General features: G+C 70.6%; 21 protein-coding genes and 1 pseudogene. 12 read left to right on the forward strand and 10 right to left on the reverse strand.

Going from position 1 to position 26,910, the window contains the following annotated elements; translation table 11 throughout:
- Window positions 1-36: 36 nt before the first annotated feature.
- The 3 genes from JK364_RS01035 (at window position 37) to JK364_RS01045 (ending at window position 3,442) form a co-directional block, all read left to right on the forward strand.
- Window positions 37-837: a sulfite exporter TauE/SafE family protein gene (locus JK364_RS01035; RefSeq protein WP_201846508.1), complete on the forward strand. Its 801-nt coding sequence runs from the start codon at window positions 37-39 to the stop codon at window positions 835-837.
- Between the two features lie 268 nt (window positions 838-1,105).
- The gene (locus tag JK364_RS01040; RefSeq protein ID WP_201846509.1) at window positions 1,106-1,987 is read left to right on the forward strand and encodes a cation:dicarboxylate symporter family transporter; all 882 of its coding nucleotides are present in this window, start codon (window positions 1,106-1,108) and stop codon (window positions 1,985-1,987) included.
- Between the two features lie 180 nt (window positions 1,988-2,167).
- Window positions 2,168-3,442 carry an alkaline phosphatase family protein gene (locus tag JK364_RS01045; protein WP_201846510.1) on the forward strand — a complete coding sequence of 425 codons (1,275 nt, stop codon included), beginning with the start codon at window positions 2,168-2,170 and terminating at the stop codon, window positions 3,440-3,442.
- A 111-nt stretch (window positions 3,443-3,553) separates the two neighbouring features.
- Here the strand turns inward: JK364_RS01045 and JK364_RS01050 are convergent, their stop codons facing one another.
- Both JK364_RS01050 and icmF read right to left on the reverse strand, forming a co-directional pair.
- Window positions 3,554-4,414 (reverse strand): 3-hydroxybutyryl-CoA dehydrogenase, encoded by an 861-nt coding sequence (locus tag JK364_RS01050; RefSeq protein WP_201846511.1) that lies wholly within the window; start codon window positions 4,412-4,414, stop codon window positions 3,554-3,556.
- A gap of 41 nt (window positions 4,415-4,455) precedes the next feature.
- The gene (gene icmF, locus JK364_RS01055; RefSeq protein ID WP_201846512.1) at window positions 4,456-7,686 is read right to left on the reverse strand and encodes a fused isobutyryl-CoA mutase/GTPase IcmF; all 3,231 of its coding nucleotides are present in this window, start codon (window positions 7,684-7,686) and stop codon (window positions 4,456-4,458) included.
- A 374-nt stretch (window positions 7,687-8,060) separates the two neighbouring features.
- Between icmF and JK364_RS01060 the strand changes: the two genes are divergently transcribed.
- Entirely contained in the window at window positions 8,061-10,478 is a 2,418-nt protein-coding gene (locus JK364_RS01060) for a SpoIIE family protein phosphatase (RefSeq protein ID WP_230991250.1), read from the forward strand.
- On the opposite strand, the gene JK364_RS01065 is transcribed toward JK364_RS01060, so the two are convergent.
- The 3 genes from JK364_RS01065 to JK364_RS01075 form a co-directional block, all read right to left on the reverse strand.
- Window positions 10,475-11,608, reverse strand: coding sequence for a sensor histidine kinase (locus tag JK364_RS01065; protein WP_201846513.1), 1,134 nt, complete (start codon window positions 11,606-11,608; stop codon window positions 10,475-10,477). The genes JK364_RS01060 and JK364_RS01065 overlap by 4 nt on opposite strands.
- Window positions 11,601-12,296 (reverse strand): response regulator transcription factor, encoded by a 696-nt coding sequence (locus tag JK364_RS01070; protein WP_201846515.1) that lies wholly within the window; start codon window positions 12,294-12,296, stop codon window positions 11,601-11,603. Before JK364_RS01070 ends, JK364_RS01065 begins: the two co-directional genes overlap by 8 nt.
- 68 nt (window positions 12,297-12,364) lie before the next feature.
- Window positions 12,365-13,069: a VanZ family protein gene (locus JK364_RS01075; protein WP_201846518.1), complete on the reverse strand. Its 705-nt coding sequence runs from the start codon at window positions 13,067-13,069 to the stop codon at window positions 12,365-12,367.
- 161 nt (window positions 13,070-13,230) lie between these two features.
- Between JK364_RS01075 and JK364_RS01080 the strand changes: the two genes are divergently transcribed.
- Window positions 13,231-13,833 (forward strand): hypothetical protein, encoded by a 603-nt coding sequence (locus JK364_RS01080; protein ID WP_201846520.1) that lies wholly within the window; start codon window positions 13,231-13,233, stop codon window positions 13,831-13,833.
- Window positions 13,834-13,915: 82 nt separating this feature from the next.
- Here the strand turns inward: JK364_RS01080 and JK364_RS01085 are convergent, their stop codons facing one another.
- Window positions 13,916-14,968 carry a hypothetical protein gene (locus JK364_RS01085; protein WP_201846522.1) on the reverse strand — a complete coding sequence of 351 codons (1,053 nt, stop codon included), beginning with the start codon at window positions 14,966-14,968 and terminating at the stop codon, window positions 13,916-13,918.
- Window positions 14,969-15,113: 145 nt separating this feature from the next.
- Between JK364_RS01085 and JK364_RS01090 the strand changes: the two genes are divergently transcribed.
- Window positions 15,114-15,797: a DUF7019 family protein gene (locus JK364_RS01090; protein ID WP_201846524.1), complete on the forward strand. Its 684-nt coding sequence runs from the start codon at window positions 15,114-15,116 to the stop codon at window positions 15,795-15,797.
- Window positions 15,797-17,719 carry a HEAT repeat domain-containing protein gene (locus JK364_RS01095; RefSeq protein WP_201846525.1) on the forward strand — a complete coding sequence of 641 codons (1,923 nt, stop codon included), beginning with the start codon at window positions 15,797-15,799 and terminating at the stop codon, window positions 17,717-17,719. Before JK364_RS01090 ends, JK364_RS01095 begins: the two co-directional genes overlap by 1 nt.
- 123 nt (window positions 17,720-17,842) lie before the next feature.
- On the opposite strand, the gene JK364_RS54950 is transcribed toward JK364_RS01095, so the two are convergent.
- From JK364_RS54950 to JK364_RS57980, 3 genes and pseudogenes are all read right to left on the reverse strand, one after another.
- Window positions 17,843-18,382 carry a helix-turn-helix domain-containing protein gene (locus tag JK364_RS54950; protein ID WP_230991251.1) on the reverse strand — a complete coding sequence of 180 codons (540 nt, stop codon included), beginning with the start codon at window positions 18,380-18,382 and terminating at the stop codon, window positions 17,843-17,845.
- Window positions 18,383-18,536: 154 nt separating this feature from the next.
- Window positions 18,537-19,529 (reverse strand): aldo/keto reductase, encoded by a 993-nt coding sequence (locus tag JK364_RS01105; protein WP_201846527.1) that lies wholly within the window; start codon window positions 19,527-19,529, stop codon window positions 18,537-18,539.
- A gap of 339 nt (window positions 19,530-19,868) precedes the next feature.
- A pseudogene (locus JK364_RS57980) lies at window positions 19,869-20,405 on the reverse strand (DUF4158 domain-containing protein); the annotation flags it as partial.
- A 313-nt stretch (window positions 20,406-20,718) separates the two neighbouring features.
- Here JK364_RS57980 and JK364_RS01115 point away from each other — a divergent pair.
- Complete coding sequence (locus JK364_RS01115; protein ID WP_201846531.1) at window positions 20,719-21,252, forward strand: EF-hand domain-containing protein; 534 nt, start codon at window positions 20,719-20,721, stop codon at window positions 21,250-21,252.
- 58 nt (window positions 21,253-21,310) lie between these two features.
- On the opposite strand, the gene JK364_RS01120 is transcribed toward JK364_RS01115, so the two are convergent.
- Complete coding sequence (locus tag JK364_RS01120; RefSeq protein ID WP_201846534.1) at window positions 21,311-21,667, reverse strand: hypothetical protein; 357 nt, start codon at window positions 21,665-21,667, stop codon at window positions 21,311-21,313.
- Between the two features lie 213 nt (window positions 21,668-21,880).
- Here JK364_RS01120 and JK364_RS01125 point away from each other — a divergent pair, with 213 nt between their 5' ends.
- The 4 genes from JK364_RS01125 to JK364_RS01140 all read left to right on the forward strand — a co-directional run bounded on the left by JK364_RS01125 (window position 21,881) and on the right by JK364_RS01140 (window position 26,907).
- Window positions 21,881-22,885: a LacI family DNA-binding transcriptional regulator gene (locus JK364_RS01125; RefSeq protein ID WP_201846536.1), complete on the forward strand. Its 1,005-nt coding sequence runs from the start codon at window positions 21,881-21,883 to the stop codon at window positions 22,883-22,885.
- A gap of 37 nt (window positions 22,886-22,922) precedes the next feature.
- On the forward strand, window positions 22,923-23,915 hold the full coding sequence (locus JK364_RS01130; RefSeq protein WP_201846538.1) for a LacI family DNA-binding transcriptional regulator: 993 nt from the start codon (window positions 22,923-22,925) through the stop codon (window positions 23,913-23,915).
- 95 nt (window positions 23,916-24,010) lie between these two features.
- Complete coding sequence (locus tag JK364_RS01135) at window positions 24,011-25,378, forward strand: MFS transporter (protein WP_201846539.1); 1,368 nt, start codon at window positions 24,011-24,013, stop codon at window positions 25,376-25,378.
- Window positions 25,375-26,907, forward strand: a complete 1,533-nt coding sequence (locus tag JK364_RS01140; protein ID WP_201846541.1) for a sulfatase-like hydrolase/transferase — start codon at window positions 25,375-25,377, stop codon at window positions 26,905-26,907. The genes JK364_RS01135 and JK364_RS01140 overlap by 4 nt, the downstream gene beginning before the upstream one ends.
- The last annotated feature ends 3 nt before the right edge of the window (window positions 26,908-26,910 follow it).

The following is a 26,910-nucleotide window of genomic DNA, read 5'->3' on the forward strand; positions in this document are numbered from 1 at the left end:
TGCCCGCCATATGGCCAGGTCCGTAGCGTCGTGGCAGTGCTGACCTCATACCTCATGCTTCTTCTCTTCGGCTGCCTGACCGGGATTACCACGGTGCTCTTCGGGTTCGGCGGCGGCTTCGTCACCGTCCCCGTCGTCTACGGCCTCTGGAGCGTCACGGCGCACTCCGGCGCCGACGCGATGCACGTGGCGGTGGCGACGTCGACGGCGGTCATGGTCGTCAACTCGGTCTTCGCCACCCTGTCGCAGTGGCGCCAGGGTCGGCTGCGCCGGGAGTACATCTGGCCGATGGCCGCATTCGTCCTGGTCGGCGCGGTGGCCGGGTCCCTCGCGGCGACCCGGATCGGCGACACCGCGCTGCGGGTACTGTTCGCCGCGTATCTGCTGGCGACGATCGCCGACAGCCTGCTGCGCAAGGGCTTCCTGTCCGTCCCGCGGGCCCGAGAGCCGCGTCCGCTCAGCCGCCCGGCCAGGACGCTGGGCGGGGTCGGGATCGGCTCGGTCGCCGCCTGCCTGGGCGTCGGCGGCAGCGTCATGACCGTGCCGCTGCTGCGCCGCCGGGGCCTGCCGATGGCCGAGGCGACGGCGATGGCCAACCCGCTCAGCGTGCCCGTCGCCGTGGTCGGCAGCGCCGTCTACGCCCTCGCCGCCCCCGCCCTGCATGCCCGGGCCGGACGGCTCGGCTATATCGACCTGCTCGCCTGCGCCGCGCTACTCGGCGGCTCGCTGCCCACCATCGCCCTGGCCCGCCGCGCCGCGGCCCGCGTCCCGGACCGGGTGCACTCCGTCGCCTACGTCGCCCTGCTGGTGATCGTCCTGCTCGTCATGGGGATCTGAACGGCAGGTTGCAGGTCACCACGTCCTCGTCGTCGTCGACGAGGACGAGGACGTGGACGTGGATCCCATGCGTCGCGACACTCCTCGACGTCCTTCGTCAGCGGTTCCCCCGATGGGGGCAATCGCCAGTTCACACCGCCGCCCAGCGCCGTTCACCTGCCGACCCGATGGCGTTCGATGCCGGTCGCGTTGACGGGCGCAGGCTCTGGATCCGGACGCGGATACCCCTTCCATCATCCCGTCGCGTCCCCGTGGAGATGAGGTAGATATGGCCGATCCGGGAACACGGGCTCGGGTTCCGGTCCGCCGGCGCTGGTACCGCCAGTTGTATGTGTGGGTTCTGGCGGGAATGGTGCTCGGAGCCGCGACCGGCCTGCTCGCTCCCGAGTTCGGCAGATCGATGGAGGTCCTTGGCGACACCTTCGTCAGCCTGCTCACGATGCTGCTCGGGCCGATCATCTTCTGCATGGTCGTCGGGGGCATCGCCGCCGTCGCGAACCTGTGCCAGGTCGGGAAGGTCGCCCTCAGGTCGATCGTCTACTTCGAGGTCGTCACCACCATCGCGCTCATCCTCGGTCTCGCCGTGGTCAACCTGGTGCGCCCGGGCGACGGCATGGGCGTGGACGCCCACTCGCTGAAGGTGAGCGCCGAAGTCGCCCAGCACACCGATGCCGGGCAGACGCTGAAATGGACGGACTACTTCACGCAGCTCGTCCCGGACAACATCGTCGGCAGCTTCGCCGAGGGCGCCGTGCTGCAGATCCTGTTCTTCGCCGTCCTCTTCGGGATCGCGCTGGCGGTGATCGGCGAGCCGGCCCGCCCCATCGCCCGTGGCATCGAGGGTCTGTCCCGAGTGCTGTTCACCATCGTCCGGTTGGTGACCTACGCGGCTCCGGTCGGCGTGTTCGGCGCGATGGCCTACACGACGGGGAGCCTCGGTACGGCCACCGTCGGTGCCCTGCTGAAGCTGATCGGCACCTTCTACGCCACATCCGTGGTGTTCATGGTCGTCGTATTCGGATCGGTGCTGCTGCTGGTGGGACTCAGCCCGCTGCGGACCCTGCGGTATTTCCGTTCGGAGATCCTGCTCTCAGCAGTACCGCGGCGATCGTCCACGCCGTCGCCGCGGGTCTCGGCATCGCGTGCGTGACCCACGGAGCCGCCGATGCCGCCCTGCGGCTGGGCCGGGTCGCACGACTCCACCTGGCCCCGGAGCCCGCGACCCGTCCCGTCCCGTCCCGTCCCGTCCCGTCCGCCTCATCCTGCGCCGGGGACGCTCCCTGAGCGGTCCCGAGCAGGCGTTCGTCACCCTGGCCCGAGAAGGAACCCCATGATGGAAACGATCAACGTCAACGACCGGACCTACCGCGTCCCCCAGGAGCCGACGGTGGTCTTCACCATCGACGGCGGCGACCCGGACTATCTCGACGACGCCCTGCACCGCGGGATCATGCCGCGCCTGGCCGCGATGCTCGCCGACGGCGGCCAGTACCGCCTCGGCGCCTCCGAGATGCCCAGCCTGACCAACCCCAACAACCTGTCGATCGTCACCGGTGTCCCACCCGCTCTCCACGGCATCCCCGGCAACTACTGCCGGCTGGAGAACGGCGCCCTCGAGCTGTTGAACGATCCGAAGTTCCTCCGCGCACCCAGCATCCACGCCGCCCTGGCGGAGCACGGCGTGCCGACCTTGATGGTCACCGCCAAAGAGAAACTGCGCCGGCTCCTCGGCCACGGTGGAGTCCCCAGCGTGAGCGTCGAGAAGGCGAACGAGACCGGACTGCCCGAGTACGGCATCCCCGACCTCCCGCAACTCGTCGGCACCCGGCCCCCGGGCATCTACGACTGGAACGCCAGCCACTACGCCATGCGGATCGGGCTCGCGGTCCACCGCGCCCACCCGGATCTGCGACTGCTCTACGTCTCCCTCACCGACCGCGTGCAGCACGCGGCAGCGCCCGGCGACGAGCTCGCGGACCGATTCCTCATCGAGTTCGACACCCTCCTCGGCGAATACCTCGACGAGGGCTTCGTCGTCGGCATCACCGCCGACCACGGCATGAACGCCAAGCACGCCGACGACGACACACCCACTGTCCACTATCTGGCCGACATCCTGGAGCAGGCAGGTGTGGAAGTGCACGACGTGGTCCTCCCCATCACCGACCCTTACGTCCGCCATCACGGGGCTCTGGGCTCCTTCGCCTGGATCTACCTACCGGAGACCGAACACGCCCACGCCCGGGAGGTGCTCACCGGACTTCCCGGCATCGAGGAGATCTGGAACCGCGCCGACGCCTCGACCGTGTACGAGCATCCACAGGACCGGATAGGCGACCTCGCCGTCACCGCCTCGGCACACGTCGCGCTCGGCGGCCGAAAGCGGGACCACGATCTCTCGGGACTCCATGGCGCCCTCCGCTCCCACGGTGGCCGCCACGAGCAGCCCATCCCCCTGATCACCAGCCGGCCCGTCTCCGGACCGCTCGCCGCCCGCTACCACGCGGGAGTGCTTCGCAGCCGCGACCTCCACGACCTCGTACTCAACCACCTGACAAGGCCGGACCACGAGATCGCCTCGGCAGCGGCCACGACAGCGAGCTGACCCAGCTCGTCGGCCGACCGCACGGCAGTCGAGAGCGCCGATCCGCATCGCGCATTCCACCGCGTGCTGGAGACGGCGTGCGCCGAGCCCTGGATGGCTGACGGCCTTGTCTCAGGCATCGTAGGTGTAGAAGCCACGACCGCTCTTGCGGCCGAGGTGGCCTGCCGCGACCATGCGGCGCAGCAGGGCGGGCGGTGCGTACAGGGGTTCCTTGAACTCCTCGTACATCGACTCGGCCACCGCCTGGGCGGTGTCGAGTCCGATGAGGTCGAGCAGGCGGAGCGGCCCCATGGGGTGGGCGCAGCCGAGTTCCATGCCCCGGTCGATGTCGTCCGGGCGTGCCGAGCCCGATTCCACCATGCGCACCGCGCTCAGCAGGTAGGGCACGAGGAGGGCGTTGACGACGAAGCCGGAGCGGTCGGGTGCCTGGATGGTCTGCTTGCCGAGCCGCTGGACGAGGTCGCGGGTGCGCTGCACGGTCTCCTGGCTGGTGGTGAGCGCGGGGATGACCTCGACCAGCTGCTGCACGGGCACGGGGTTGAAGAAGTGCATGCCGATGAGCTGGGCGGGCCGTTCCGTGGTGACGGCGAGGTCGACGATGGGAATCGAGGAGGTGTTGGTGGCGAGGATCGCCGCCGGGTCTGCCACGACCTTGTCGAGGGCGCGCAGGACGTCGGTCTTGATGTCGCGGTTCTCGGCGACGGCCTCGATGACGAACTGGCGGTCGGTCAGGTCACTGAGGTCGTGGGTGAAGGAGAGCCGGGCGAGGGCCTGGTCCCGCTGCTCCTCGCTGAGCTTGCCACGCCGTACGCCTCCGTCGAGGGAGGCGGTCAGACGACGGCGGCCCGCCTCGACGGCGTCCGGGGTGGCTTCGGCGACACGGACATCGATGCCATGGCGGGCGGCGACTTCGGCGATGCCGGAGCCCATGAGGCCGCAGCCGACGACGCCGAGACGGGTAACGGGATCCATCTGAGGTCCTATCCGGTGAGCAGGTGGTGTGCCTGGGCTGGTCAGACGTTGCGGCGGTACTGGCCGCCGACCTCGAAGAAGGCGTCGGTGATCTGCTGCAGCGAGCAGACCCGGGCGGCGTCCATGAGGACGGCGAAGACATTGCGGTCGGTCACCGCCGCGTCCTTGAGGGCGGCCAGTGCGTCGTGGGCCGTCTCGTGGTGGCGGGCCTGGAAGTCCCGTACGCGCGCGAGCTGGGACTTCTTCTCCTGCTCGGTGGCGCGCGCCAGCTCGATGGCGTCGGGCTCGGCGGTGTCCGCATGCGGGTCGCGGAAGGTGTTGACGCCGATGATCGGCAGGGTGCCGTCGTGCTTGCGCTGCTCGTACAGCATCGACTCGTCCTGGATACGGCCGCGCTGGTAGCCGGTCTCCATGGCGCCGAGTACGCCGCCGCGCTCGCTGATCCGCTCGAACTCCGCGAGTACGGCGTCCTCCACCAGGTCGGTGAGCTCGTCGATGATGAACGACCCCTGCAGAGGGTTCTCGTTCATCGCCAGACCCCACTCCCGGTTGATGATCAGCTGGATGGCCAGGGCCCGGCGGACCGAGTCCTCGGTGGGGGTGGTGACCGCCTCGTCGTAGGCGTTGGTGTGCAGGCTGTTGCAGTTGTCGTAGATCGCGATGAGCGCCTGCAGGGTGGTGCGGATGTCGTTGAAGTCCATCTCCTGGGCGTGCAGCGAGCGGCCGGAGGTCTGGACGTGGTACTTCAGCTTCTGACTGCGCTCGTTCGCGCCGTACTTCTCCTTCATCGCCACGGCCCAGATGCGGCGGGCGACCCGGCCGAGGACGGAGTACTCGGGGTCCATGCCATTGGAGAAGAAGAACGACAGGTTCGGGGAGAAGTCGTCGATGTCCATGCCCCGGGCGAGGTACGCCTCGACGTAGGTGAAGCCATTGGCCAGGGTGAAGGCCAGCTGGCTGATGGGGTTCGCGCCGGCCTCGGCGATGTGATAGCCGGAGATGGACACCGAGTAGAAGTTGCGGACCTTGTGGGCGATGAACCACTCCTGGATGTCGGCCATCATCCGCAGGCTGAATTCGGTGGAGAACAGGCAGGTGTTCTGCCCCTGGTCCTCCTTGAGGATGTCGGCCTGCACCGTGCCGCGCACGCTTCCCAGGGCGTGCGCACGGAGTTCGGCCGTCTCCTCGGGCGACGGTTCGCGGCCCTCGGTCTCCCGGAACCGGTCGATCTGCTGGTCGACGGCGGTGTTGAGGAAGAAGGCCAGGATGGTCGGCGCGGGTCCGTTGATCGTCATGGAGACCGAGGTGGTGGGCGCGACGAGGTCAAAGCCGTCGTAGAGCGTCTTCATGTCCTCCAGCGTGGCCACCGAGACGCCGGATGTGCCGACCTTGCCGTAGTTGTCGGGGCGTTCGTCGGGGTCGCGGCCGTAGAGGGTGACGGAGTCGAAGGCGGTGGACAGGCGGGTGGCCGGCTGGCCCTCGGAGAGCAGCTTGAAGCGCCGGTTGGTGCGGAACGGGTCGCCCTCGCCGGCGAACATCCGCGCCGGGTCCTCGCTGTCGCGCTTGAAGGGGAACACCCCGGCGGTGAACGGGAAGTGGCCGGGCAGGTTCTCTCCGCGCCAGAACCGCACCAGTTCCCCGTGGTCGGTGAAGCGGGGCAGGGCGACCCGGGGGATCTTGTTGCCCGACAGGGACTCGCGGGTCAGCTTGGTACGGATCTCCTTGTCCCGGATCTTCACGACCTGCTCATCGCCGGAGTAGGAGGCGATGACGGCGGGCCAGTTCCCGATCTGCTCCGTGATGTCGTACGGGAGCTGCCCGCGGGCGTCCTCGAGCAGCGACCGCACGTTCCCGGCGTCGGAGCCCGCCTCCACGAGTTCGGCCGTGACCGCCTCCAGACGCTGCACGCGCCTTGCCGCTTCGGCCAGTTGACCGGTCTCGGCGTGGTAGCCACGGACCGTCTCGCTGATCTCGGCGAGGTAGCGCACCCGCTCCGCGGGAACCACCTGCCGGATGCCGGAGGAGTGACGCACATCGACCGGCGCCAGGCTGCCCTCGGACAGCGGCAGGCCCTTCTCGGCCAGGACGGTCTTCAGGTGCTGGTGGAGCGCGGTGACGCCGTCGTCGTTGAACGTGGCCGCCGAGGAGCCGTACACCGGCATGTCCTCGGGCCGCAGGGTGAACGCCTCTCGGTTGCGGATCAGTTGACGGGCCACGTCACGGAGGGCGTCCTTGGCGCCGCGCCGCTCGAATTTGTTGATCGCCACGACGTCGGCGAAGTCGAGCATGTCGATCTTCTCCAGCTGCGAGGCGGCGCCGAACTCGGGAGTCATCACGTACATCGAGGTGTCGACGAACGGCACGATCGCCGCGTCGCCCTGGCCGATGCCCGGCGTCTCCACGACCACCAGGTCGAATCCGGCCGCCTTCAGCACATCGATCACGTCGGACAGGTGCTCGGGCAGCTCACGGCCGCCGCGGGTGGCCAGACTCCGGAAGAACACCCGGTTGCCGTCGAGGGAGTTCATGCGGATGCGGTCGCCGAGCAGCGCCCCTCCCCCGCGGCGGCGGGTCGGGTCGACGGCGATCACCGCGATCCGCAGTTTGTCCTGCTGATCCACGCGGAAGCGGCGCACCAGCTCGTCGGTGAGCGACGACTTGCCCGAACCGCCGGTGCCGGTGATGCCGAGCACCGGGGTGACCCGCGCCCCGGCCACGGCGCGCAACTGCTCCAGGAAGTCCGTTGGCAGCTTGCCGAGTTCGGCGCCGGTGATGGCGCGGGCGATCGCGAACCGGTCGCCCGCCAGCACGGCGGCGACATCGGCCGGCTGACGATCCCAGAGGCCGAAGTCGCAGTCCTTCACCACCGAGTTGACCATCCCGGCCAGGCCCAACCGCTGCCCGTCCTCGGGAGAGAAGATGGTCACTCCGCTGCCGCGCAGCCGGTCGATCTCCTCGGGCACGATCACACCGCCCCCACCGCCCACGACACGGACGTGCTCCGCGCCCTGCTCGCGCAGCGACTCCACGAGGTACTCGAAGTACTCGACATGGCCGCCCTGGTAGGACGAGACCGCGACACCGTGCGCGTCTTCCTCCAGCGTGGCGTCCACGACCTCCCGCACCGACCGGTTGTGACCGAGGTGGATCACCTCCGCGCCCTGGGACTGGAAGATCCGCCGCATGATGTTGATCGACGCGTCGTGCCCGTCGAACAGCGCCGAAGCGGTAACCAGGCGGACGGGGTGCACAGGGCGGTGCAGATCGTTCATGAGGGCCTTCCAGAAAGGTCAGAGGCGCCGACTGAAGAAATAGTAGGACGTCCTAGTAACTTACTGGAGGCGGGGAGAGTGTGAAGAGGAGCACAGAGGCAGTGCGAGTGGCGTCCACGCCTTCAGGGCACCGCGAACCAGCTCCGCAACCCTGGAGGCCGGCGGGTCGGCGATAACCCCGACGCCGAAAGGCGTGCCGCCGTCACCCCATACGGGCGTAACGTATGCATATGGGTGATGTTCGGTGTCAATGGTGTGATGCGTTGCTACCGGATCAGGCCGGCCACAATCGGCGGTACTGCGGCCCAGCTCACCGACAGGCGGCCTGGCGGGCGCGGCGTCGATGGCCGGCGGCGGCCCGGACGCGGGAGACGATGGTGCTCGCGGGCGCGGATCTGCTGGCCCGAGTGCAGGCGGTGGCGCGGCAGACGGGTGATCCGTCCCCGGCGCGGGAGGCCGCGGTGGGCTGTCACTGTGCCGCGGTGGCGGAGGTTCCCGGGCTGGCCGAGCGGTTGGTGCGGTACGCGGTGCTTGCCGATCGGCAGGCTGGAGCCAGCTGGGCGCGGATCGGCGCCGCCTTGGGGACCAGCGGCGAGGCGGCCAGGCGCCGCTTCGGGCGTATGCGCGACCTCCCGGGAGAAGGGCGGGGGCCACGGGACGGCGCCACGCCTGCTGTCGGCTCCGGTACGGAGCTGCTGGATGCGCTCCTGTGCGAGGCGGTGCGGGAAACGGGCGCGTCCGCGGGTCTGGTGTACCTGCTGCCGCCGGGCGGGCAGGTGCTGCGGCTGGCCATGACGACCGGGGTGCCGCCGAAGGTCGCCGCGCTCTGGGAACGGTTGCTGCTTCCGGCCTCGGGTCCCGTGGCGGACGCGGTCCGTGAGCGGCGCCTGGTGTGGCTCGCCAGCCAGACGGAGCTCGCGCGCCGCTACCCGAGGGCAGCGCTGGTGTGGCCCTACCCCGTAGCGCTGGTCGCCGCACCGCTCACCTCCGGTACCCGTGCCTGGGGCGGACTGGTGCTGCTGTGGCCCGAACCGCGCCCATCGCACCTGAGCGCGCATGAGCGCGCCGTGATCCGCTCCACCTGCGACCGTGCGGGCGCGCTCCTGCGGCATGCCGCCGCGGACGGGCACCCGATATCACCCGCGGAGCCGCGGGTGGCGGCCCCGCCGCGTGCCCGGACCGCCGCGCGGGCCGCGGTGGACTCCGGCGACCGCCCTACGGAGGGCTGCCTTACGGAGGGCTGTTGCGTGCTGGACGCGGAGGGCCGGATCAGCTTCATCAGCGCCACCGCCGCCGACCTGGTCGGTGGCGGCGTCCCGGATCTGCTGGGTGCCCTGCTGTGGGAGGCACTGCCATGGCTGGACGACCCGGTCTTCGAGGACCGCTACCGGGCCGCGGTCCTCGGCCGCCGGCCCACGTCCTTCACCGCTCTGCGCCCGCCGGACCGGTGGCTGTCCTTCCAGCTCTGTCCGGACGCCTCCGGCGTCAGCGTGCGCGTCTCCCCCACCGACCACACCACCCCCATGGACCACCCGGAGCCGGAGCGCGCGTCGAACGTCGCCACACCGACCCGGGCCGGCACGCTGTACGACCTGATGCACCTGGCCGGCGCGCTCACCAAGGCCGTCAGCGTGCGGGACGTAGTCGAGCTGACCGCCGACCTGGTCCTGCCGGCCTTCGGCGCCCAGGGCTTCGTCCTGTCCGTCGCCGAGGGCGACCGGTTGCGTGTCGTCGGCCACCGCGGCTACCCGGCCCAGGTCATCAACCGCCTCGACATCCCTCCCCTCCGGGACGAGTCAGCCCCCACCGTGCGCGCTGTGACCACGGGAGCACCCCTCTTCTTCGCCTCCCCCCGCGAGATGGCACAGCTCGCCCCCGACATCCCACGGCTGACCAAGAGGGCGGCCTGGGCCTTCCTGCCGCTGCTGGCCCCCAGCCGCCCGGTCGGCTGCTGCGTGGTCTCCTACGACCAGCCCCACGACTTCACCCCCGACGAACGCGCCGTCCTGACCTCTCTCGCCGGACTGATCGCCCAGGCCCTCGATCGCGCCCGCCTCTACGACGCCGAACACCAGCTCGCCCACAGTCTGCAGAGCGGCCTGCTCCCCGCCGCCCTCCCCACCGTGCCCGGCCTGGAGGTAGCGGCCCGCTATCTGCCCACGGCTCGCGGCATGGACATCGGCGGCGACTTCTACGACCTCATCCGCTGCGACGCCACCACCGTCGCCGCGGCCATCGGCGACGTCCAAGGCCACAACGTGAACGCCGCCGTCCTCATGGGACAGGTCCGGACCGCCGTCCACGCCACCGCCGGCGCGCCCCCCGGCGAAGTCCTGGCCCGCACCAACCGCCTGCTCACCGACCTCGACCCCGGCCTGTTCACCAGCTGTCTCTACGCCCACATCGACCTGGCACACCACCGTGCCCACCTGGCCACCGCCGGCCACCCGCCCCCACTCCTGCGCCACCCCGGCGGCCACACCGAGATCCTCCACCTGCCACCCGGTCTCCTGCTGGGCATCGACCCCGACACCGACTACCCGGCCACCGAGATCCCCCTGCCGCCCGGCGCCGTGCTGGCCCTCTACACCGACGGCCTCGTCGAAAGCCCCGGCGTCGACCTCGACGACGCGACCACCAGCCTCGCCGACGAGCTCGCACACGCCCCGGACCAGCCCATGACCACCCTGGCCGACACGCTCATCCGCCACGACCCACACACCGATCCCCGCAGCGACGACATCGCCCTCCTCCTGCTCCACCTGCGACCGGACTTCCAGTCAACGATCTAGTGGGCCCCGCCCGGGGACGAGGCCCGCGGCGTGCCGGGAAGCCGGATCGTGACGAGGAGGCCGCCGGTGGGGCGGGGGGTGAGGTCGAGGGTGCCGTCGTGTGCCCGGACGACGCTGTGCACGATGGCCAGCCCGAGACCGACGCCGGGATGCTCGTCGGTGCGTATGCGTTCCGTCGCACGTTGGAAGGGTTCGGTGAGGGCCGGTACGAGTTCCGATGGGAGCGGGTGGCCGGTGTTCTCGACCCGCAGCACGCTCGCGTCGTGCCGCGGTTCGGTGTGGACCGTTACGGTGCCGCCCGCGGGGAGGTTGTGGACGATGGCGTTCTGGACGAGGTTCATCACCATCCGCAGGATGAGCGCCGCGGAGCCGACGGTCCGTGTGGTCTCGCCGGTGACATCGAGCGTGATCCGGCGCTTCTCGGCGAGGGGAAGCAGCGTTTCGGCGGCTTCTTCGGCTATGAGGGAGAGGTCGACGGACTCGCGGGTGAAGCTCCTGCGGTCGGCGCGGCTGAGCAGCAGCAGGGCCTCGGTGAGGTTGATCGCCCGCGTGTTGACCGTGTGGAGGCGTTCGATGAGTTCGCCCTGGTCCCGCGTGGGGTCGTTGCGGGCGGCGTCGAGGAGTGTCTGGGTGATCGCCAGCGGGGTGCGCAGTTCGTGGGAGGCGTTCACGGCGAATCTCTGCTGCTCGGCGACCTGGGACTCGAGTTGTTCGAGCATGGTGTCGAACGCGTCGGCGAGTTCGCGGAATTCGTCCTGGCGGCCCTTCATGTGGATCCGGTGGGACAGCGACCCGTTCGAGGCCGTCCGTGCCGCGGATGCGATCCGTGTGAGTGGTGCGAGCATCCGGCCGGCGAGGATCCATCCGCCCAGGAGGCCGAACACGAGGAGGAAGGCCAGTGCCGTGGCCGCGGCGGGGGCGAAGCCGTGCAGGAGGTCGGAGCGGTTGGGCCCGGTGATGATCACAGGGCCGAACGTCTTCTGGAGGGATCTGGGGTCTCGGCCGTCCGGTAGCCAGCGCAGCACGAATACCCACATCACGGCCAGCAGGAGAGCGCCGGCGAGGAGGAGGAATCCGGCGTAGCTGATGGTGAGTTTCAGCCGGGCGCTGAGCCCTGGGCGTCTATTCATGGGTGCCGCCGGGGTGGGTGGTGTCCCTGCCGGTGTCGATCCGGTAGCCGACACCGGGCACCGTGGCGATGAGCCAGGGTTCGCCGAGTCGTTTGCGCAGGGCGGAGACGGTGATGCGGACGGCGTTGGTGAAGGGGTCGGCGTTGTTGTCCCAGGCCCGCTCCAGTAGCTCTTCGGCGCTGACGACACCGCCTTCGGCGGCGGCGAGGACTTCGAGCACGGCGAACTGCTTGCGGGTGAGCGCGACGTAGCGCCCGTCGCGGAAGACCTCCCGGCGGAAGGGGTCCAGCCGCAGGCCCGCGATCTCGCGGACCGGGGGCCGGGCGTGCGCGCGTCTGCGGTCGAGCGCCCGCAGCCGCAGGACGAGCTCCCGCAGCTCGAACGGTTTGGTGAGGTAGTCGTCGGCGCCGAGCTCGAACCCGGAAGCCTTGTCGTCGATCCGGTCGGCGGCGGTGAGCATGAGGATCGGGATGCCGCTGCCGGAAGCGACGATGCGCCGGGCGATCTCGTCGCCGGAGGGGCCGGGGATGTCTCGGTCGAGGACCGCGAGGTCGTAGGTGTGGATGCTGAGCAGTTCCAGGGCGGAGTCGCCGTCGCCGGCGATGTCGGCGGCGATCGCCTCCAGCCGCAGACCGTCACGGACGGCTTCGGCCAGATAGGGCTCGTCCTCCACGATCAGCACGCGCATGTCCGAAGCCTAAGCGGCACAACATATCGCCGGCGTATGCGCGGACGTGCGCACACCGGACGCACGGCTCAGCCTGCCGGTGCGGGCGTGGGACGAGGCTGGTCGGTCGGCGCTTCCGCCGTGGTGCGCCACCAGGGGCGCGACGCCAGCGCGGCCAGCACGGCGCCGGCGGCGTTGACCAGTACGTCGTCCACGGAGGACACCCGGTCCAGCCGCAGGACGTACTGTGCGGTTTCGACCAGGACCGAGCAGCCCGCCCCGAGCGCCAGGACCCGCGGCACGGACGCCAGCGCCGCGAACCGCATCGGGGCGAAGAACCCCAGCGCCGCGAAGACCAGCAGGTTGCCGACGATCCCGAGCGGCCCCATCGTGACCAGGTCCCGCAGCGGTACCAGGCTCACCCGCGGCGGGACGGTGCCGACCCCGGCACCCGGCATCATGGTCATCCACAGGAACGGCACCGTCCCGTGGACCATGCCCACCTCGGCCAGCGACATCCGCCACGCCGATGCGACGCCGGCGGCACGGCGACGGCGCGCCAGAGCCCACACCACCAGCGCGGCGGGCGGCAGCGCGACCAACGTCATGAGCACCACACCGTTGAACGTGTCGAAGCAGCCGTGCCACCGCCCCGCCACGCACATCGGAGCGGACATCATGAGCGGCCGCCGCACGACGAACACGGCGCCCGCCAGGCCGAGGACCGCCAGGCCGAGGAGCACGATCGAGCGTGTGCGGCGGGGTGGTGCCGACAGGGATGCGTTGTGGTTCATGCCCCCTATGGGAGTCGGAGAGCCGTTGCGGCGGCGTATGCGATTTTCGATACGCCCGCGATACAGCCTCCAGGACGAGCCCGCCGTCACGCCCGCGCATCCGCCCCGGGTGAACCTCCGGATCCCGGCGCGGCCGTCCACTCCATGGCAGAGTCATGCGCATGCGGACCTTGACGCCAGAGGCGTGCGGACACTTCGTCGCGACCGCCCTCTTCCTGGGTGCTGTCGTGTCGCTGACCGCCTGCGGGGAGCAGCGCGGCACGGACGTGGCGGCCAGTTCCCCGGCCACATCCCCGAGTTCCGGCCCCAGTTCCCCCGGCGCTTCTCCTTACGTGGAGCCCGGGACCGTCGACGGTGCCCCGCACCAGGGCGACAACAATGCCTACCGTCGCTCCGGCGAGATGTCCGCCGCCAGTGCCAGGGACGCGCGGAAGGAAGCCGACCGCATCGAGCCCGTGCTCAAGCGACTCTGGGAGCAGAAGAAATGGGACCCGAAGAGCGTACGTGCGGCGCTGCTTGAGCTGGGGTACGAAGAGGAGCGGACCGGGCCGAAGGGTGAGCGTCTCGGCGGGACGCTCACCGTACGGAAGATGTTTCCCCGCTACGAGGTCGACCACAACGTCACGCCCGAAGGAGCCCTGATAGGGCTTCGCGTCCATGACGATGCCTGCGTCACGGCGTTCGTGCAGAAGACCAACTTCGAGGTCAAGACCAACGGGCCATTCATGGAGACCGGCTGTTTCGAGCCGCCCTACGGCCACTGAGGGACGGTGCGGGGCACGTTCGGCGAGGCTCCCCGGCCGGGCTCGGACTGTCCGCGGGAAAGCGTCGGATCCTCGGCTCCCGCTAGAAGGGGCGAGCGTACGGGTGGTCTTTCACCCGGTCGTAGATCCCGCGCAGCCACGGTTCCCGGACCGCGGGGATCCGGGCCAGCGTGTGGAGGAATACGCCCCAGTCGGGCCGAAGCGGCTGCCACGGATACCGCGGCAGCGGATCGTCGCGTTGGACACCATCAGGCAACCCACCTGTCACGGGGAGCAGGAGCGGTTCGTCAGGAGAGGCCAGTCGTTTCCACGCGTCAGCGGGCATGGGCACGGTCTCGGCGGTAGTGGGGGCGAGCCATCGCTCCCCCGTCCGTGGGTGCCGCGGCACCAGCAAGATACGGCGCGTCGATTCCCGGGCCGGGAGGCCCGGCCCCGCCAGCGCCACCGTCTTGGCCGGCGTCCCAGCGGGGAGCAGCGCATCGAGTGCGTGGCCGAACGTATCCGTGACCGGGCCGTTGGGAAGAGCCACGGGTGTGCCTTCCGAGGCTGCCAGCAGGTGTGCCAGTGCGGCCCCCACGGCCGCGGCCCATCGTGGGTCCCAGCTGCCATCCGGGGCGACCGGCGGTAGGGCCTGCCATTTCCGCCATTCCCAGCCGGTGGTCCGGCCGGTGGGCTGGTTGTCCGGCAGGGCACGTACGGCGTTCGGGGCGAACCACACCGACTGCCACAGCGAACAGTCGTCCACACGGGCGGCCACCGGCAGACCGCATTGCGCGCAGGCGAGGTTCGGGCCGTCGCGCCCGTCCAGCCCGCAGCAGTAGCCGCCGCATCGATCGGGGATCAGCACGGTGCCGCGCGCATCACCTGGTGCGATGACGATCGCTCCCGGGGGGCCGAAGGAGAGCGCGCGCTCTGGCGCGAACACACCGCGAGCGGCCGCTTCGTCCTCGCCGATCTCACTCCACGGGCGCCACGGCGGCCCGGAGGGCTCCGGGTCCACGGCATACGTCCCCGGCTCCATGAGGACCGGGAGCAGTCCGTTGCCCCACTTCTGATGGGCGTGGACGGGCAGCGCGACCCGCGCGAGCCGGCCGCTGAGGACAGCGTCGCATCCCGCACACACGAAGACCGTCATCCACCCTCCCGCCTCCGACATGCGAATTATCTCGGTCGAGCGTTCGACAGCCAACGGCTTATCCATCGCCACGCGGCGTCGACGGGCAGTCGCGCGGGCTTTCGGCGTAACCTGTGGCGTCCAATGTCACCGGGGGGTCATCGGCGTGCGGTACTACCTCTATGTGTCCCAGTCGAAGCTGGAGATGCTGTTCCAACAGATCCCGCAGAAGCTCCTCGGGCGGCTGGCTGCCGAGGCGAAGGTGGATCTGAAGGTACTGAGTCTCGCCCTGCAAAAGCCGGCGGGCCCCGCGGCGGGCACCTACGGTCAGCTGGATGTCATCGAGGAATACCTCGACCGGGAGTACGACATCGGGTGGATGGCGGAGCCGAGCTCCTGGTTTCGGGGCGATCTCGGGCTGCGGATCGCCGGATACGGCCAGCCGACGGGCCCGGTGTTCATGACCGGCCGGGAGGGCCGCACGGTCATCGCGCTGATCGGGTCCGCGCACCACCTCGTGGGGCAGCGAACACCGGCCGAGGGTATCTCGGTGGCCCACTCCATGCTGCCGTCGCTGTTCCGGCTGCTGCGCGAGGCCCCGGAGGAATGGCCGCGCGACGAACCCACCGCGATCAGTGGGCGGGGACATCCGGCCGATGAACGGGAGGCCCTGGAACAAGTCCTGGAGTTTTCGGCGTCGCTGAGGGGCCCGGCCGTGTACTGCGAGTTCCTGGCACGCCGTCTGCTGCACGGTACCGTCACCGACCCGGGCGGCGAGGAGTTGGACATCGTCGTCGGTACGCCGCTGTACGTCGCGATGGCCGAGGGCGACGAAGGCCAGGGGCGCTGATGGGCGGCGGCGAAGTGGTCCGCATGCGGCTTGGCGGCGATATCGATGGCCTGTGCCGGATGGTGCGGTCCCGCGACCGCGTCCTGGCCCGGCAGGCGATCCAGATGCTCGCCGACCTGGGAGACCGGCGGGCGTCCGATGTGCTGCTGCGCTGCGTCCAGAGGAAGGCCTTCGACCGGCAGTGGCTGTGGCTGGCCGCTGTCGACGCCCTGGGACGGCTGCGTGAGCGGCGCGCGGTCCCGGCGCTCATCGGGCTGCTGAAGAGTGGCGAGCTGGAGAACCCGGGTCAGGAGGAGACCGTGCTGCGGGCGCTCGGCTCCATCGGCGGCCCCGAGGCCGTACACGTCCTGCTCGACACGTTGGGGAAGGGCAGTCCGCGCGGTGTGGTGCTCCAGGCTCTGGCGAACCTCCGCGACCCGGTGACCGTCCCGGCCCTCCTGATCGCCCTGTGGGGGCTGCTGCCGCTGCGCGGCACGGAGGCGGTGGGCGTCCTGGGGGAACTGCGGGACCCTCGTACGGCGCCGGCGCTGCTGTACCTCGTCGACTCCGACGGCTCACCACCTGCTTTGCGCCGGGCGGCGCTCGAGGCGCTCACGATGCTGCCCGACGACAGCGCGTGGCCGGTCCCGCCGAACATGACCACAATGCTGCTCCGGAACGCGCTGCGTGATCCGGACGTCGGGATGGCCCGGATGGCCGCCGCACTGCTGACCAGGACCCATGAGGGCCGACGCGCCCTCCATTTCGCCCTCCTCGCCCACCGCCCCTACGAGGAGGAACCCGCCCGTATCGCGGTGTGTTCCGTCATCCGCGACGTCCCCCAGCTCTTCGGTGCGGGGGATGCGGCGGCACTGGCCAGACTGGTCACTGGTGCCTCCCTGCCCGCGGAGCGCAGAGCGGCCGCCCATGCGCTGGTTGCTGTCGGCAGTGACGAGGCAGCGGCCGTGCTGCTGGAGGCGCTGGCCGACGGCCACGTCACGGAGACCGTGGCGAAGGTGATCGCCGAGCTCCCTTCGCCACCGATCGAGCGGCTGTCGAGGCTGCTCGCCGGTCCCCCCAGCGGCCCTCAACGCCTCGGTGCCACCATCGCTTTGGGCCTCATCGGGCACGAGCCCGCCGCCCCTCTGCTCCTTCCGTCCCTGACCTACGCGGCCCCGCTTGTTCTGCGCTGCGCCGCCATCGACGCCCTCGGCGCCCTGCGCCATCGCCCTGCCACCGACCGTCTCACCGCGCTCGCACGGGATGATGCCGAACCGGCCCGCCTCAGGGCCCGCGCCGTACGCGCTCTGGGTCTCATCACCGCGCCGGAGTCCCAGCCCGTCCTGCTCGCGGCGCTGCATGACGACACCTCGGAAGCGGTGCGCCCGCGGGCGGCGGAGGCACTCGGCGCCTACCCCACCCGCGAAGTGGCGGACCGGCTGGGGGAACTGGCCATGGCGGACGGCTGCGACGAGGCCGCGCAGGCCGCGCTCCGTGCCCTGGGCAGGATGGGTGCCGTTGCCGTACCGACGCTCAATGCGCTGGCACATCACCTGTCGGCACGGCCGCACAGCGGCCTGTTGCGTCCCTTGGCCGAAGCCATCGCCTCTCGCCCGGATCGCCGCTTGATCCCGGCCCTGGCACGATTGTCCGCCTCGGACATTCCCCGGCACATCTCCGTGACCGCGGCTGAAGCCCTCGCTGACCGCCGACTGCCGGAGTGCGTGCCCCACCTCGCCCTCCTTCTGGCCGACGACAAGAGTTATTGGTGTCACCCCATCGCCCTCCGCGCCCTCGCGTGCATCGGTGGTCAGCAAGCCACCGACGCCATCGTGGCCTATTACGAGGACACCAGTACCCACCGTGAGGAGGTGCGTGAGGCGCTCACCGCCCTCGCTGCCATCCGGCGAGGCGGGCACAGGGCTCCTCCTACGCGACGCTGATGCTCACCGGCGGCCACGGCGTGCGGATGCGGTACGACTACCGCCATGACACCGCGGGCAGCGACAGCGGGGTCTCGACCACGTCACCGCGCTGGCTGCGGCTGACGCGGTCGGGCCAGACCATCACCGGCTACGAGTCCGCCGACGGCGAGCGGTGGTCGAAGGTCGGCACGACGCGGTTGTCCGGGCAGCCCAGGACCGTACGGGTCGGCCTCCTGTTCTTGGAGCTGCGGCACAAGGTCGAGATCCACCGGATGACCGGTCGGGTGATCGAGTGCCCGATCGACGAGATGAACCGGCCGCGCGGCGCGAAGGATGCGGCACTGCGGATTCCGCCGTCTGGGCCGGTAGACGCTGTTCGCCGGGTGGGGTGGCGAGCTGGCGACGTGCCGGAAGTTCGCCCCGACCGCCCGGCCCACACGCATAGGCGGTCGCATCGGCGGACGCGGCACGGTAGCGGTCCCGGCCGCCGTTGCGGGCGATCTCCCAGACGGTCGAAGGCGATCTGCCCAGCCGCCGGGCCAGCTGCCGGGCAGATTCTCCGGCGGCGACGCCGCGGGATATCTCCTCGCGCTCGCCGCCGGTCAAATGCCGTGGTGATCGCTGCTGCCGGGTGAGGCGGACGCCGCCGCGCTGGTGCAGGAACCGGCGGACGTGGTGCATCGGCGCGCTCCGGCAACCGGGGCGCGATCCTGGCCGTCGAGCTGTGCGGGGCACCGCCCGCCCGACCCCGGCTGGTCGTGACCGGCGAGGTCACCGGTGGGCGCGACGTCAACGACGTCGTCGAGCTGGACGTCGTGCGCGTCGAGCCCACCGGCTAACCCCGAGCGACCTCAGCGGTGTGCGCGGGGGTGTAGCGCTCGCCCATCACCTGGTCGCTCAGCGGGTCCAGCGCGGCCAGCGCCTCGGCGTCCAGGGTGAGCTCCAGCGCGGCCGCGTTCTGCTCCAGCCGGGCAGGGCTGCGGGTGCCCGGAATGGTCGCCACCGCCACCCCGAGCCGCTCGGCCTGGGCGTACACCCAGGCCAGCGCCACCTGGGCCGGGGTGGCACCCAGCCGGTCGGCCACCTCGCGCACGGTCCGCGCGATCTTCTCGTTCGCCTCGCCCGCCTCACCGGCGAAGCGGGGGTTGGTGCGCCGGAAGTCCTTCTCGCCCAGTGTGGAGCGGTCCAGGGTGCCGGTCAGGAACCCCCGCCCCAGCGGCGAGTACGGCACCAGCCCGACCCCCAGCTCGGCCATCACCGGGGTGACCGCCTCGACGTCGCGGGTCCACAGCGAGTACTCGCTCTGCACCGCGGTGATCGGGTGCACCGCGTGCGCCCGGCGCAGCAGCTCGCCGTCGACCTCGGACAGGCCCAGATGGCGGACCTTGCCCGCCTCGACCAGCTCGGCCATCGCCCCGACGGTCTCCTCGATCTCCACGTCCTGGGGCGGGCGGTGGGCGTAGTACAGGTCGATCACCTCGACGCCCAGCCGCAGCAGCGAGGCGTCGCAGGAGCGCAGCACGTAGTCCCGGGCACCGCGGATGCGGCGTGCCCGGTCGCCGGCACTGCGGTCGATGCCGAACTTGGTGGCCAGCTGCACCTGGTCCCGGCGGCCGTGGATGGCCCGGCCCACCAGCACCTCGTTGTGCCCGGTGCCGTAGGCGTCGGCGGTGTCCAGGAACGTGATGCCCAGCTCCAGGGCCCGGTCGATGGTGGCCAGGCCGCCGTCCCAGTCAGCGGCGCCATAGCTCTCGCTCATCCCCATGCACCCCAGGCCCATCGCGCTGACGGTGAGACCGGGCGAGCCGAGCGTGGTTCGGGTGATCATGCGCGGATACTCCTCCTGCCCGGCGGACCGGGCGGTACCTTGAGCACTGACGAACGCCTGCGAAACTAGGACTTGGAGCGCGCTCGAAGTCAAGCCGGAGGACCGGCCCCCGCCGGCGGGTCAGGCGCGGCGGGAGCGGGTGAGGGTGAAGCGGTCCACCGGCAGCAGGTCGCCACAGTCCCCGGACACCGCGTATTTCCCGGCCGGCTTCACCAGCGGGTGCGGCGGCCCAGCGGCCGGACCTTCGTGCGGGCCATGGTGTCCTCTTCGCTTACCGGCCCCGGGTATCCGCGCGCGACCTCCGCCTCGACAACGAACGGCCCGACAGGTCGGGTACGTCGCCCTGGCCACCGCCTCGTACAGGCGCCGCTGGGCCGCCGTACGGGCCTCCGACACCTGCCGGGCCAGCACCGAGACACCCTGCAGCAGCACCCGGTTCCTCCGCGGCCACGTCACCGCGTTGCTGAACAGCGCCACCGGCCCCTCGGCGTGCGTCCACGCCCGCCCATACAGGAAGCTGCGGAACTCCCGCCCCCACTTCCGGTCGGTGAAGTCCCGGTACTGTACTTGAACCGCCTCTGGATCTCGTCCGCGTGCTCGTACACCGTCGAGCGCCGCTCGGCGTACCGCTTCACGCACGAGGCGTCCGCGATGCCGAGCTGCCCGGCCAGGTACTCCACGGCCCCCACGGCACCGCGAGCGGGTCCTCGCCCAGGAACCGGCCGACGTAGCGGACCGTGCAGATCTGCGCCGCCATGCCCAGCCGGTGCGCTCCGTACGACGCAGCGCGATCAGATCACGGTCGTCATCGTCGAGGAAGAAGAACCGCTCCAGCTCCGGGCGCGTGGGCACCTCGGAGAACGTCCCGTACGCCAACTACTCACACCCGGAGGCGATGAGCGGGCCGAGCAACCGGTGGACCGGAGGTGACCCTTGACGGCGCGGGAGCCGGCGAGTTCCCTGCGCCTGGGCGATGCGCTCGCTGCCCTCGACCGGGCGGATATCTTTCGAGTGAAAGAAGGGGGATAACCACCGTATGAGCAAGCCGTTCGGCCAAATAGTGAGCAAGGCAGCCGGACACGAACTTCCGGCCGCGCCCAACACACGGCGGTTGCTTCCGTACTCCACCCAACCGCCCTGAGCAGCCCACGGATTGAAGTAGACGGATCGAAGAAGGGTGACAACATTCATGCGCACGGAGGCCATCAAGCGGGTCGCACACGTCTTCTCCCTCTTCGACGTCAATGGCAACGGCGTCCTCGAAGCGGATGACTTCGACCTCATGGCGAACAATGTCATCGAGGCCGCGCCCGACGCGGACGAGGCGGCGAAGGACGCGATGCGCGCGGCGTTCCGCCAGTACTGGACGACCCTGGCCATGGAACTGGACGCCAACGGCGACGGCAAGATCACTTACGAAGAGTATGCAGCCCGCGTGCTCTCGCCCGAGCGCTTCGACTCGACGATCGGCGTGTTCGCCGAGGCGCTCGCCGCACTCGGCGACCCGGACGGCGATGGACTGATCGAACGCCCCGCGTTCGTCGCGTTGATGAGGGCGATCGGCTTCGAGCGCGCGAACATCGACGCGACCTTCGACGCCTTCGGCCCCTCAGGCCTGGACCGGATCCAGGTGGCCATCTGGGTCGCCGGGATCAAGGACTACTACGCCCCGGACAAGGCGGGCATCCCGGGCGACCTCCTGGTCCCGGGCCCGGCGATCTGACCACCGGAACCGACGGCAGGGTTCGTGCGAGGAGAAGACCGGCCCCGCCGAATTGCCGTCAGTCGCTGACCACTTTCCGGAACTTGCGCACGAGCTTGACGACGCCCCAGACAATGAGGCATCCCAGGACCAGCAGAAACAGGATCGCCTGCCACAGGGGCATCTTCTTCTTTCCGGTGGACGAACCGCCGTCGTCGCCGCTCGAGGAGTAGCCGCCGCCCCTCGACTTCTTGTAGCCACCGCTCTTGCTCACACCACCGCCACCCTTGCTGACGCCACCGCCGCCGCTGCCACCGCCTCGCTTCGACGACAGCGCGACGTACGAGACGGAGTCACGCGCCGATGCCGCCTGGGCCGTGGCGGGCGCCACCGAGAGCAGGGCGCCGATCAGGAGGAGTGTGGTTGCCAAACGCATGAGAGATCCCCGTGATGGTAGGTCGGAATGTTGATCGCGCCAGGGCGCGGCGTTGCACCCTAGGTCATGGCGCGGTGCTGTCGAAACCCGGGTTCCGGTCCGCCCGCGGGCTAGACTTCCGTCGTGGTGGAAGGGGCTTGGTCAGCTGTGCGCGGACGGCCGTCTGAGGCGGGTGCGGACTCCGCGACGCGCGGTTCCGCGACCTTGCGCGACGTGGCCGCCCTCGCCGGTGTCTCGGTGAGCACGGTGTCGAACGTGGCCCGCGGCCGCGGGAACGTCCGGGAGGAGACCCGGCAGCGGGTGCAGGGCGCGATCGACGAGCTCGGGTACCGCCCCAACCTGGCCGCGCGGCGGCTGCGTTCGGGACGCTCCCATGTGTTGGGGCTCGCCCTGCCGAGCGTCACGGTCCCGTACTTCCGCGAATTCGCCGACTCCGTGCTGCGCGAGGCCCAGGAGCACGGAATGTCCGTGCGCATCACGCAGACACACGGCGACGTGCGGCGCGAGCGCGGTGTCTGCGACGACCCGTATCTGCGGCACGTGGACGGAATCCTGCTCGTTCCCGTGGCGCTCGGCCAGGAGGACATGCGGGCGTTGCCGGTGACGAAGCCGCTGATCGTGGCCACGGCGTCGTTCACCGCGGGCCGCGTCGACTCCTTCGACACGGACCGGTTCGAGGCGGCGCGCGCGGTCGTGGCCCATCTGGTCGCGGGCGGGCGGCGCCGCATCGCCGCCCTGGCCCCGGGCGAGGTGCTGCCCGCGGAGAGCGACGAGCGCTATCAGGGATACGTCACCGGGCTGCGCGACGCCGGGCTGCCGGTGAGCCGCCGACGGGTGGTGAGCACGGAGACCGTCACGTTCGCGGCGGGCGCCGACGCGGTGCGGACGCTGATCGAGCGGGCGCCCGACACGGACGCCGTGTTCGCGCTCGGCGACGCGCTCGCCCTGGGCGCGCTCCGCGGTCTGCGGGACGCGGGGCGCGCCGTGCCGGGGGATGTCGCCGTGGTCGGGTTCGGCGATGTCGCGCAGGCCGCGTACTGCGCTCCCACCCTCACCACCGTCGACCCGGGGCGGGAGGAGATGGCGCACCGCGCCGTCTCGCTCCTGGCGGAGCGCGCACAGGCGCGGACGACCGGCGCGGTGCTCCCCGAACCGGGACACCACACGGTCGGGTTCCGCCTTGTCGAACGGGAGTCGAGCGCCGTTGCCAGTGAATGAGCCGGAGTCGTCCCGTGGCCGGCCGACGGTGGTGCGCATGCGCGACGTGGCCGCCGTCGTCGGTGTGTCCGTCAAGACCGTGTCCAACGTCGTCAATGCCACCGGGCAGGTGAACGAGGCGACCGTCCGAGCCGTGCGCGCCGCGGTCGAGGAGCTCGGCTACCGCCCCAACCCCCTGGCCCGCGGCCTCAATTCGAGGGCGACGGACACGGTGACGCTCGCCCTGCCGGGCCTCGGGTACGGCTACTGCGCGCCCCTCGCCGCCGCGGTCTTCGATCTCGCGGAGGCCGAGGGCATCAGCGTGGTGATGGAGCCCACCGGTGGCGATCGCGAGCGGGAGCTGGAGGTGCTGCGCAATCGCGGGGGCCTCTCGGACGGTGTGCTGCTGATGCCGACCGCGATCACCGCGCGGGACCTGAAGGGCCTGCCGTCCCCCGGCCCCGCGGTGCTGCTCGGATCGCGCCGGGTGGAGGGCCCCTTCGACAGCGTCACGTCGCGGGACACCCTCGCGGCCGAGGCCGCGGTGCGGCTGCTTCTCGACCGTGGCGCCTCGCGCGTCGTGCTGCTGGGCGGTGAGCGGAAGGCGGGCGGCGACAGTGCGGCCGCCCTGCGCACCGACGGATACCGGCGCGCGCTGACGGCGGCGGGGCGGAAGTCCGACCCGTCTCTCGTCGTGGAGACGTCACAGCCCTCCCGGGGCGACGGGCATGCGGCGATCGCCCAACTCCTGGGCGGGAAAACGCCGTTCGACGCGGTGCTCGCGCTCGAGGAGCCGCTCGCGCACGGCGCGTTGCACGCGCTGCGCAGGGCCGGCCGGGACGTACCGGGGCAGGTCCAGGTCGTCGCGTTCGGCAACGACGAGGACGCGGAGTACTCCTCGCCCGGCCTGACGACCGTCCGGGCCGATGTCCGCACGATCGCCCGGCGCGCGCTCGACCTGCTCACGGCGCGGGTCCGGGAGGGCGCCCGCCCGCGGAGCCACGTCGAGGTGCCGCTCACCATAACCGAACGCGAGTCAACATTTTCCTAACGCCCGGTCATTGACGGCGAACGTCAGGCGGTCCTACCGTTCCACGGCAATGCAACGGTTACCGTAACCGTTGGAATCCTCAGTGGAGCCGCCGTATGCCAAGGCCAGACCCACCTCGGATCACCCCCGCCGCGCGTCGTACCGTGCTCGCCGGCTTCCTCGGTTCGACCTTCGAGTGGTTCGACTTCGGGCTCTACGGAACCACCGCGGCACTCGTCTTCGGCCACGTCTTCTTCCCGGCGCAGAGCAGCGCGATCGGCTCCCTGCTGGCCCTCACGACGACCGCCGTCGGGTTCTTCGCCCGGCCCATCGGCGGCCTGGTCTTCGGGCACTTCGGCGACCGGGTCGGCCGCAAGAAGCTCCTGATTCTCACGATGCTGCTCATGGGCATCCCGACGTTTGTGATCGGCCTGCTGCCCGGTTACGCCACGATCGGCGCGGCCGCCCCCGTCATCCTGCTGTTCCTGCGCGTACTGCAGGGCATCGGCCTCGGCGGCGAGTACGCCGGTGCCGCGCTCGCCACGATCGAGTCGGTGCCGAAGGAGCGGCGCGGCTTCTTCGGCTCCATCCCGCAACTCGGCAATCCCGTGGGCGGCATCTTCAGCAGCGGGCTGGTGCTGCTGTGCACCTGGCTCTCCACGGGCACGCAGTACGAGGACTGGGTGTGGCGGGTCCCGTTCCTGCTCAGCGGAGTCCTGCTCGTCTACACCCTCGTGGTGCGCACACGCCTCGCCGAGAGCGGGGACTTCATACGCCTTCAGAAGAAGCGCGGGGTGGAGAGGGCGCCGCTGATCACGCTCCTGCGCGACCACTGGGCGCCGCTGCTCCTCGCGCTGGGCGCGCGTTCGGCCGATGCCATCACGGGCAATGTCGTCGGGCCTGTGGTGACGGCGTACATCGTCACCTACCTGCACCGGAGCGACAGCATCGGGATCGTCGGAACGATGATCCCGAGCATCATCTGCCTGCCGCTGATGCTCTACCTCGGCAGGGTCGGTGACCGGTTCGGGGTGCGCCGCACCTTCGTGTGGAGTGTGCTGTCGATGGCCGTGACCACCTTCCCCCTGTTCGCTCTGCTGCAGACCGGGACGCTCTTCTGGATGGTGCTCGGGATCACGCTCTTCCGGCTGTGCAACTCGGCCCAATTCGCCGTCCAGAGCACGTTCTTGGCCGAGCTGTTCCCCACCGAGGTGCGCTACACGGCGGTGTCGTTCGTCTACCAGGTCGGCTCGATCCTCGGCGGTCTCACCCCGCCGGTCGCGTACGCCATGCTCGTGGCGTCCGACGGCTCGCCGTGGTGGCTGGCCCTCACCGTGGTCGTCTCGGTTCTGTTCAGCGCTGCCTGCGCGGCCGTCATCGGCCTGCGGATCTCCCGCGCCGACGTCCGTATCACCGACGGCCCGTCGACCAACGGCCCGTCGACCGACGGCGCCGCCCTCGCCGAAAGGACCACTCGAGCGTGACCGCGTGCCACCGGCCCGACATCGTCCTCGTCCTGACCGACCAGCACCGTGCCGACGTCAGCGCCCGTGAGGGATTCCCGCTGGACACCACGCCGTTCCTCGACGAGCTGGGACGCTCCGGGGCCTGGTTCGACCGCGCCTACACGACCTCACCGCTGTGCTGCCCCGCGCGCACCAGCCTGCTGACCGGACGGTTCCCCAGCGCGCACCGCGTGACCCAGAACCCGGCGAATCCGCTCGCGGTCCGCGACGCCGATCTCTTCAGTGAGGCCCGCGCCGCCGGTTACGCCACGGCGATGATCGGCAAGAACCACACCTATCTCGACTCCTCGTCCGTGGACCACTGGGTCGAGTTCACGCATGACGGCCAAGTGGCCACTCCCTCACAGGCGTTGAACAAGGAGTTCGACAAGTGGCTGGCGGCGCTGCGGCACCGCACCCACGAGAAGCCCACGCCGTTCCCGGTCGAGGCCCAGAACCCGCACCGTATCGTCGACGAAGCGCTGGCCTGGGTGGCCGGTGTCCCGGAGGACCGGCCGTTCCTGCTGACGGTGTCCATCCCCGAGCCGCACAATCCGTATCAGGTGCCCGAGCCCTACTTCTCGCTGTTCCCCGAGGAGTCGCTGCCGCCGACCCGCACCGGGGCCGAGGTACTGGAGGGGAAGTCCTTCCCCTGGCAGTACCTGCGCAGTCTGGGCGAGCACGCGGTGGCCGACTACGCGGGAGCCATCGCCCCGTCGCGCTCCAACTACTTCGGCATGCTGCGGCTCATCGACGACGAACTGCGGCGTCTGCTCGCGGGGTTGGAGAGCCGGCACCGCGTACGCGAACGCGTCGTCGTCGCCACCGCGGACCACGGCGACTTCGTCGGCGAGTACGGACTGGTGCGCAAGGGCGCCGAGATCCCGGACATCCTGGCCAGAGTCCCCCTGGTCGTCAACGGGGACGCGGTGCGGCCCGCCGGCACGCCGCGTCCGGAGCACGTCTCGCTCGCGGACCTCATGCCCACACTCTGCGAGGCGATGGGGCGCGAGCTGCCCGACGGCGTGCAGGGGCGCAGCCTGTGGCCGTTGCTGACCGGACGCCCCTTCCCGGCGGAGGAGTTCAGCAGCGCCTACGTGGAACAGGGCATGGGAGGACTCCCGTACGGGCCGGAGGACGTGGCCGACCAGATGCCCGGACTCATCTTCGACGGCCCGGACGGCGAGCCCCGCTGGGATGAGCTCAACGCGGCCACGCAGAGCGGACGCCGCCGCAAGGTCCGCAGCGGGGACTGGACCCTGTACGCCGACATCGTCGGGGACTTCCGTCTGTACAACCTGCGCGAGGACCCGCTGGAACTGGTGGACCGCTGGTCGGACCCGGCGGCCGCCGACGAACGGGTCAGGCTGCTGTCCCTGCTGGCCGTATGGCAGATGCGGGCCGAGGACCCGCTGCCGACGGTCCCCGGCGGCTACCGGCTCAAGCGGGACCCCCGCAACCACCTCGCTCCCTACCGGCATTCCGAGGGAAAGGGACAATCGTCATGAGAC

Source organism: Streptomyces endocoffeicus, assembly GCF_016741935.1.
Classification (GTDB): domain Bacteria; phylum Actinomycetota; class Actinomycetes; order Streptomycetales; family Streptomycetaceae; genus Streptomyces; species Streptomyces endocoffeicus.

Excerpts from the sequence above, each read along its gene's own strand:
- JK364_RS01040 (WP_201846509.1), top strand. The coding sequence starts at position 1,106 with ATGGCCGATCCGGGAACACGGGCTCGGGTTCCGGTCCGCCGGCGCTGG.
- JK364_RS01045 (WP_201846510.1), top strand. The coding sequence starts at position 2,168 with ATGATGGAAACGATCAACGTCAACGACCGGACCTACCGCGTCCCCCAG.
- JK364_RS01050 (WP_201846511.1), bottom strand. The coding sequence starts at position 4,414 with ATGGATCCCGTTACCCGTCTCGGCGTCGTCGGCTGCGGCCTCATGGGC.
- icmF (WP_201846512.1), bottom strand. The coding sequence starts at position 7,686 with ATGAACGATCTGCACCGCCCTGTGCACCCCGTCCGCCTGGTTACCGCT.
- JK364_RS01060 (WP_230991250.1), top strand. The coding sequence starts at position 8,061 with ATGGTGCTCGCGGGCGCGGATCTGCTGGCCCGAGTGCAGGCGGTGGCG.
- JK364_RS01065 (WP_201846513.1), bottom strand. The coding sequence starts at position 11,608 with ATGAATAGACGCCCAGGGCTCAGCGCCCGGCTGAAACTCACCATCAGC.
- JK364_RS01070 (WP_201846515.1), bottom strand. The coding sequence starts at position 12,296 with ATGCGCGTGCTGATCGTGGAGGACGAGCCCTATCTGGCCGAAGCCGTC.
- JK364_RS01075 (WP_201846518.1), bottom strand. The coding sequence starts at position 13,069 with ATGAACCACAACGCATCCCTGTCGGCACCACCCCGCCGCACACGCTCG.
- JK364_RS01080 (WP_201846520.1), top strand. The coding sequence starts at position 13,231 with ATGCGGACCTTGACGCCAGAGGCGTGCGGACACTTCGTCGCGACCGCC.
- JK364_RS01085 (WP_201846522.1), bottom strand. The coding sequence starts at position 14,968 with ATGACGGTCTTCGTGTGTGCGGGATGCGACGCTGTCCTCAGCGGCCGG.
- JK364_RS01095 (WP_201846525.1), top strand. The coding sequence starts at position 15,797 with ATGGGCGGCGGCGAAGTGGTCCGCATGCGGCTTGGCGGCGATATCGAT.
- JK364_RS54950 (WP_230991251.1), bottom strand. The coding sequence starts at position 18,382 with ATGCACCACGTCCGCCGGTTCCTGCACCAGCGCGGCGGCGTCCGCCTC.
- JK364_RS01105 (WP_201846527.1), bottom strand. The coding sequence starts at position 19,529 with ATGATCACCCGAACCACGCTCGGCTCGCCCGGTCTCACCGTCAGCGCG.
- JK364_RS01115 (WP_201846531.1), top strand. The coding sequence starts at position 20,719 with ATGCGCACGGAGGCCATCAAGCGGGTCGCACACGTCTTCTCCCTCTTC.
- JK364_RS01120 (WP_201846534.1), bottom strand. The coding sequence starts at position 21,667 with ATGCGTTTGGCAACCACACTCCTCCTGATCGGCGCCCTGCTCTCGGTG.
- JK364_RS01130 (WP_201846538.1), top strand. The coding sequence starts at position 22,923 with ATGCGCGACGTGGCCGCCGTCGTCGGTGTGTCCGTCAAGACCGTGTCC.
- JK364_RS01135 (WP_201846539.1), top strand. The coding sequence starts at position 24,011 with ATGCCAAGGCCAGACCCACCTCGGATCACCCCCGCCGCGCGTCGTACC.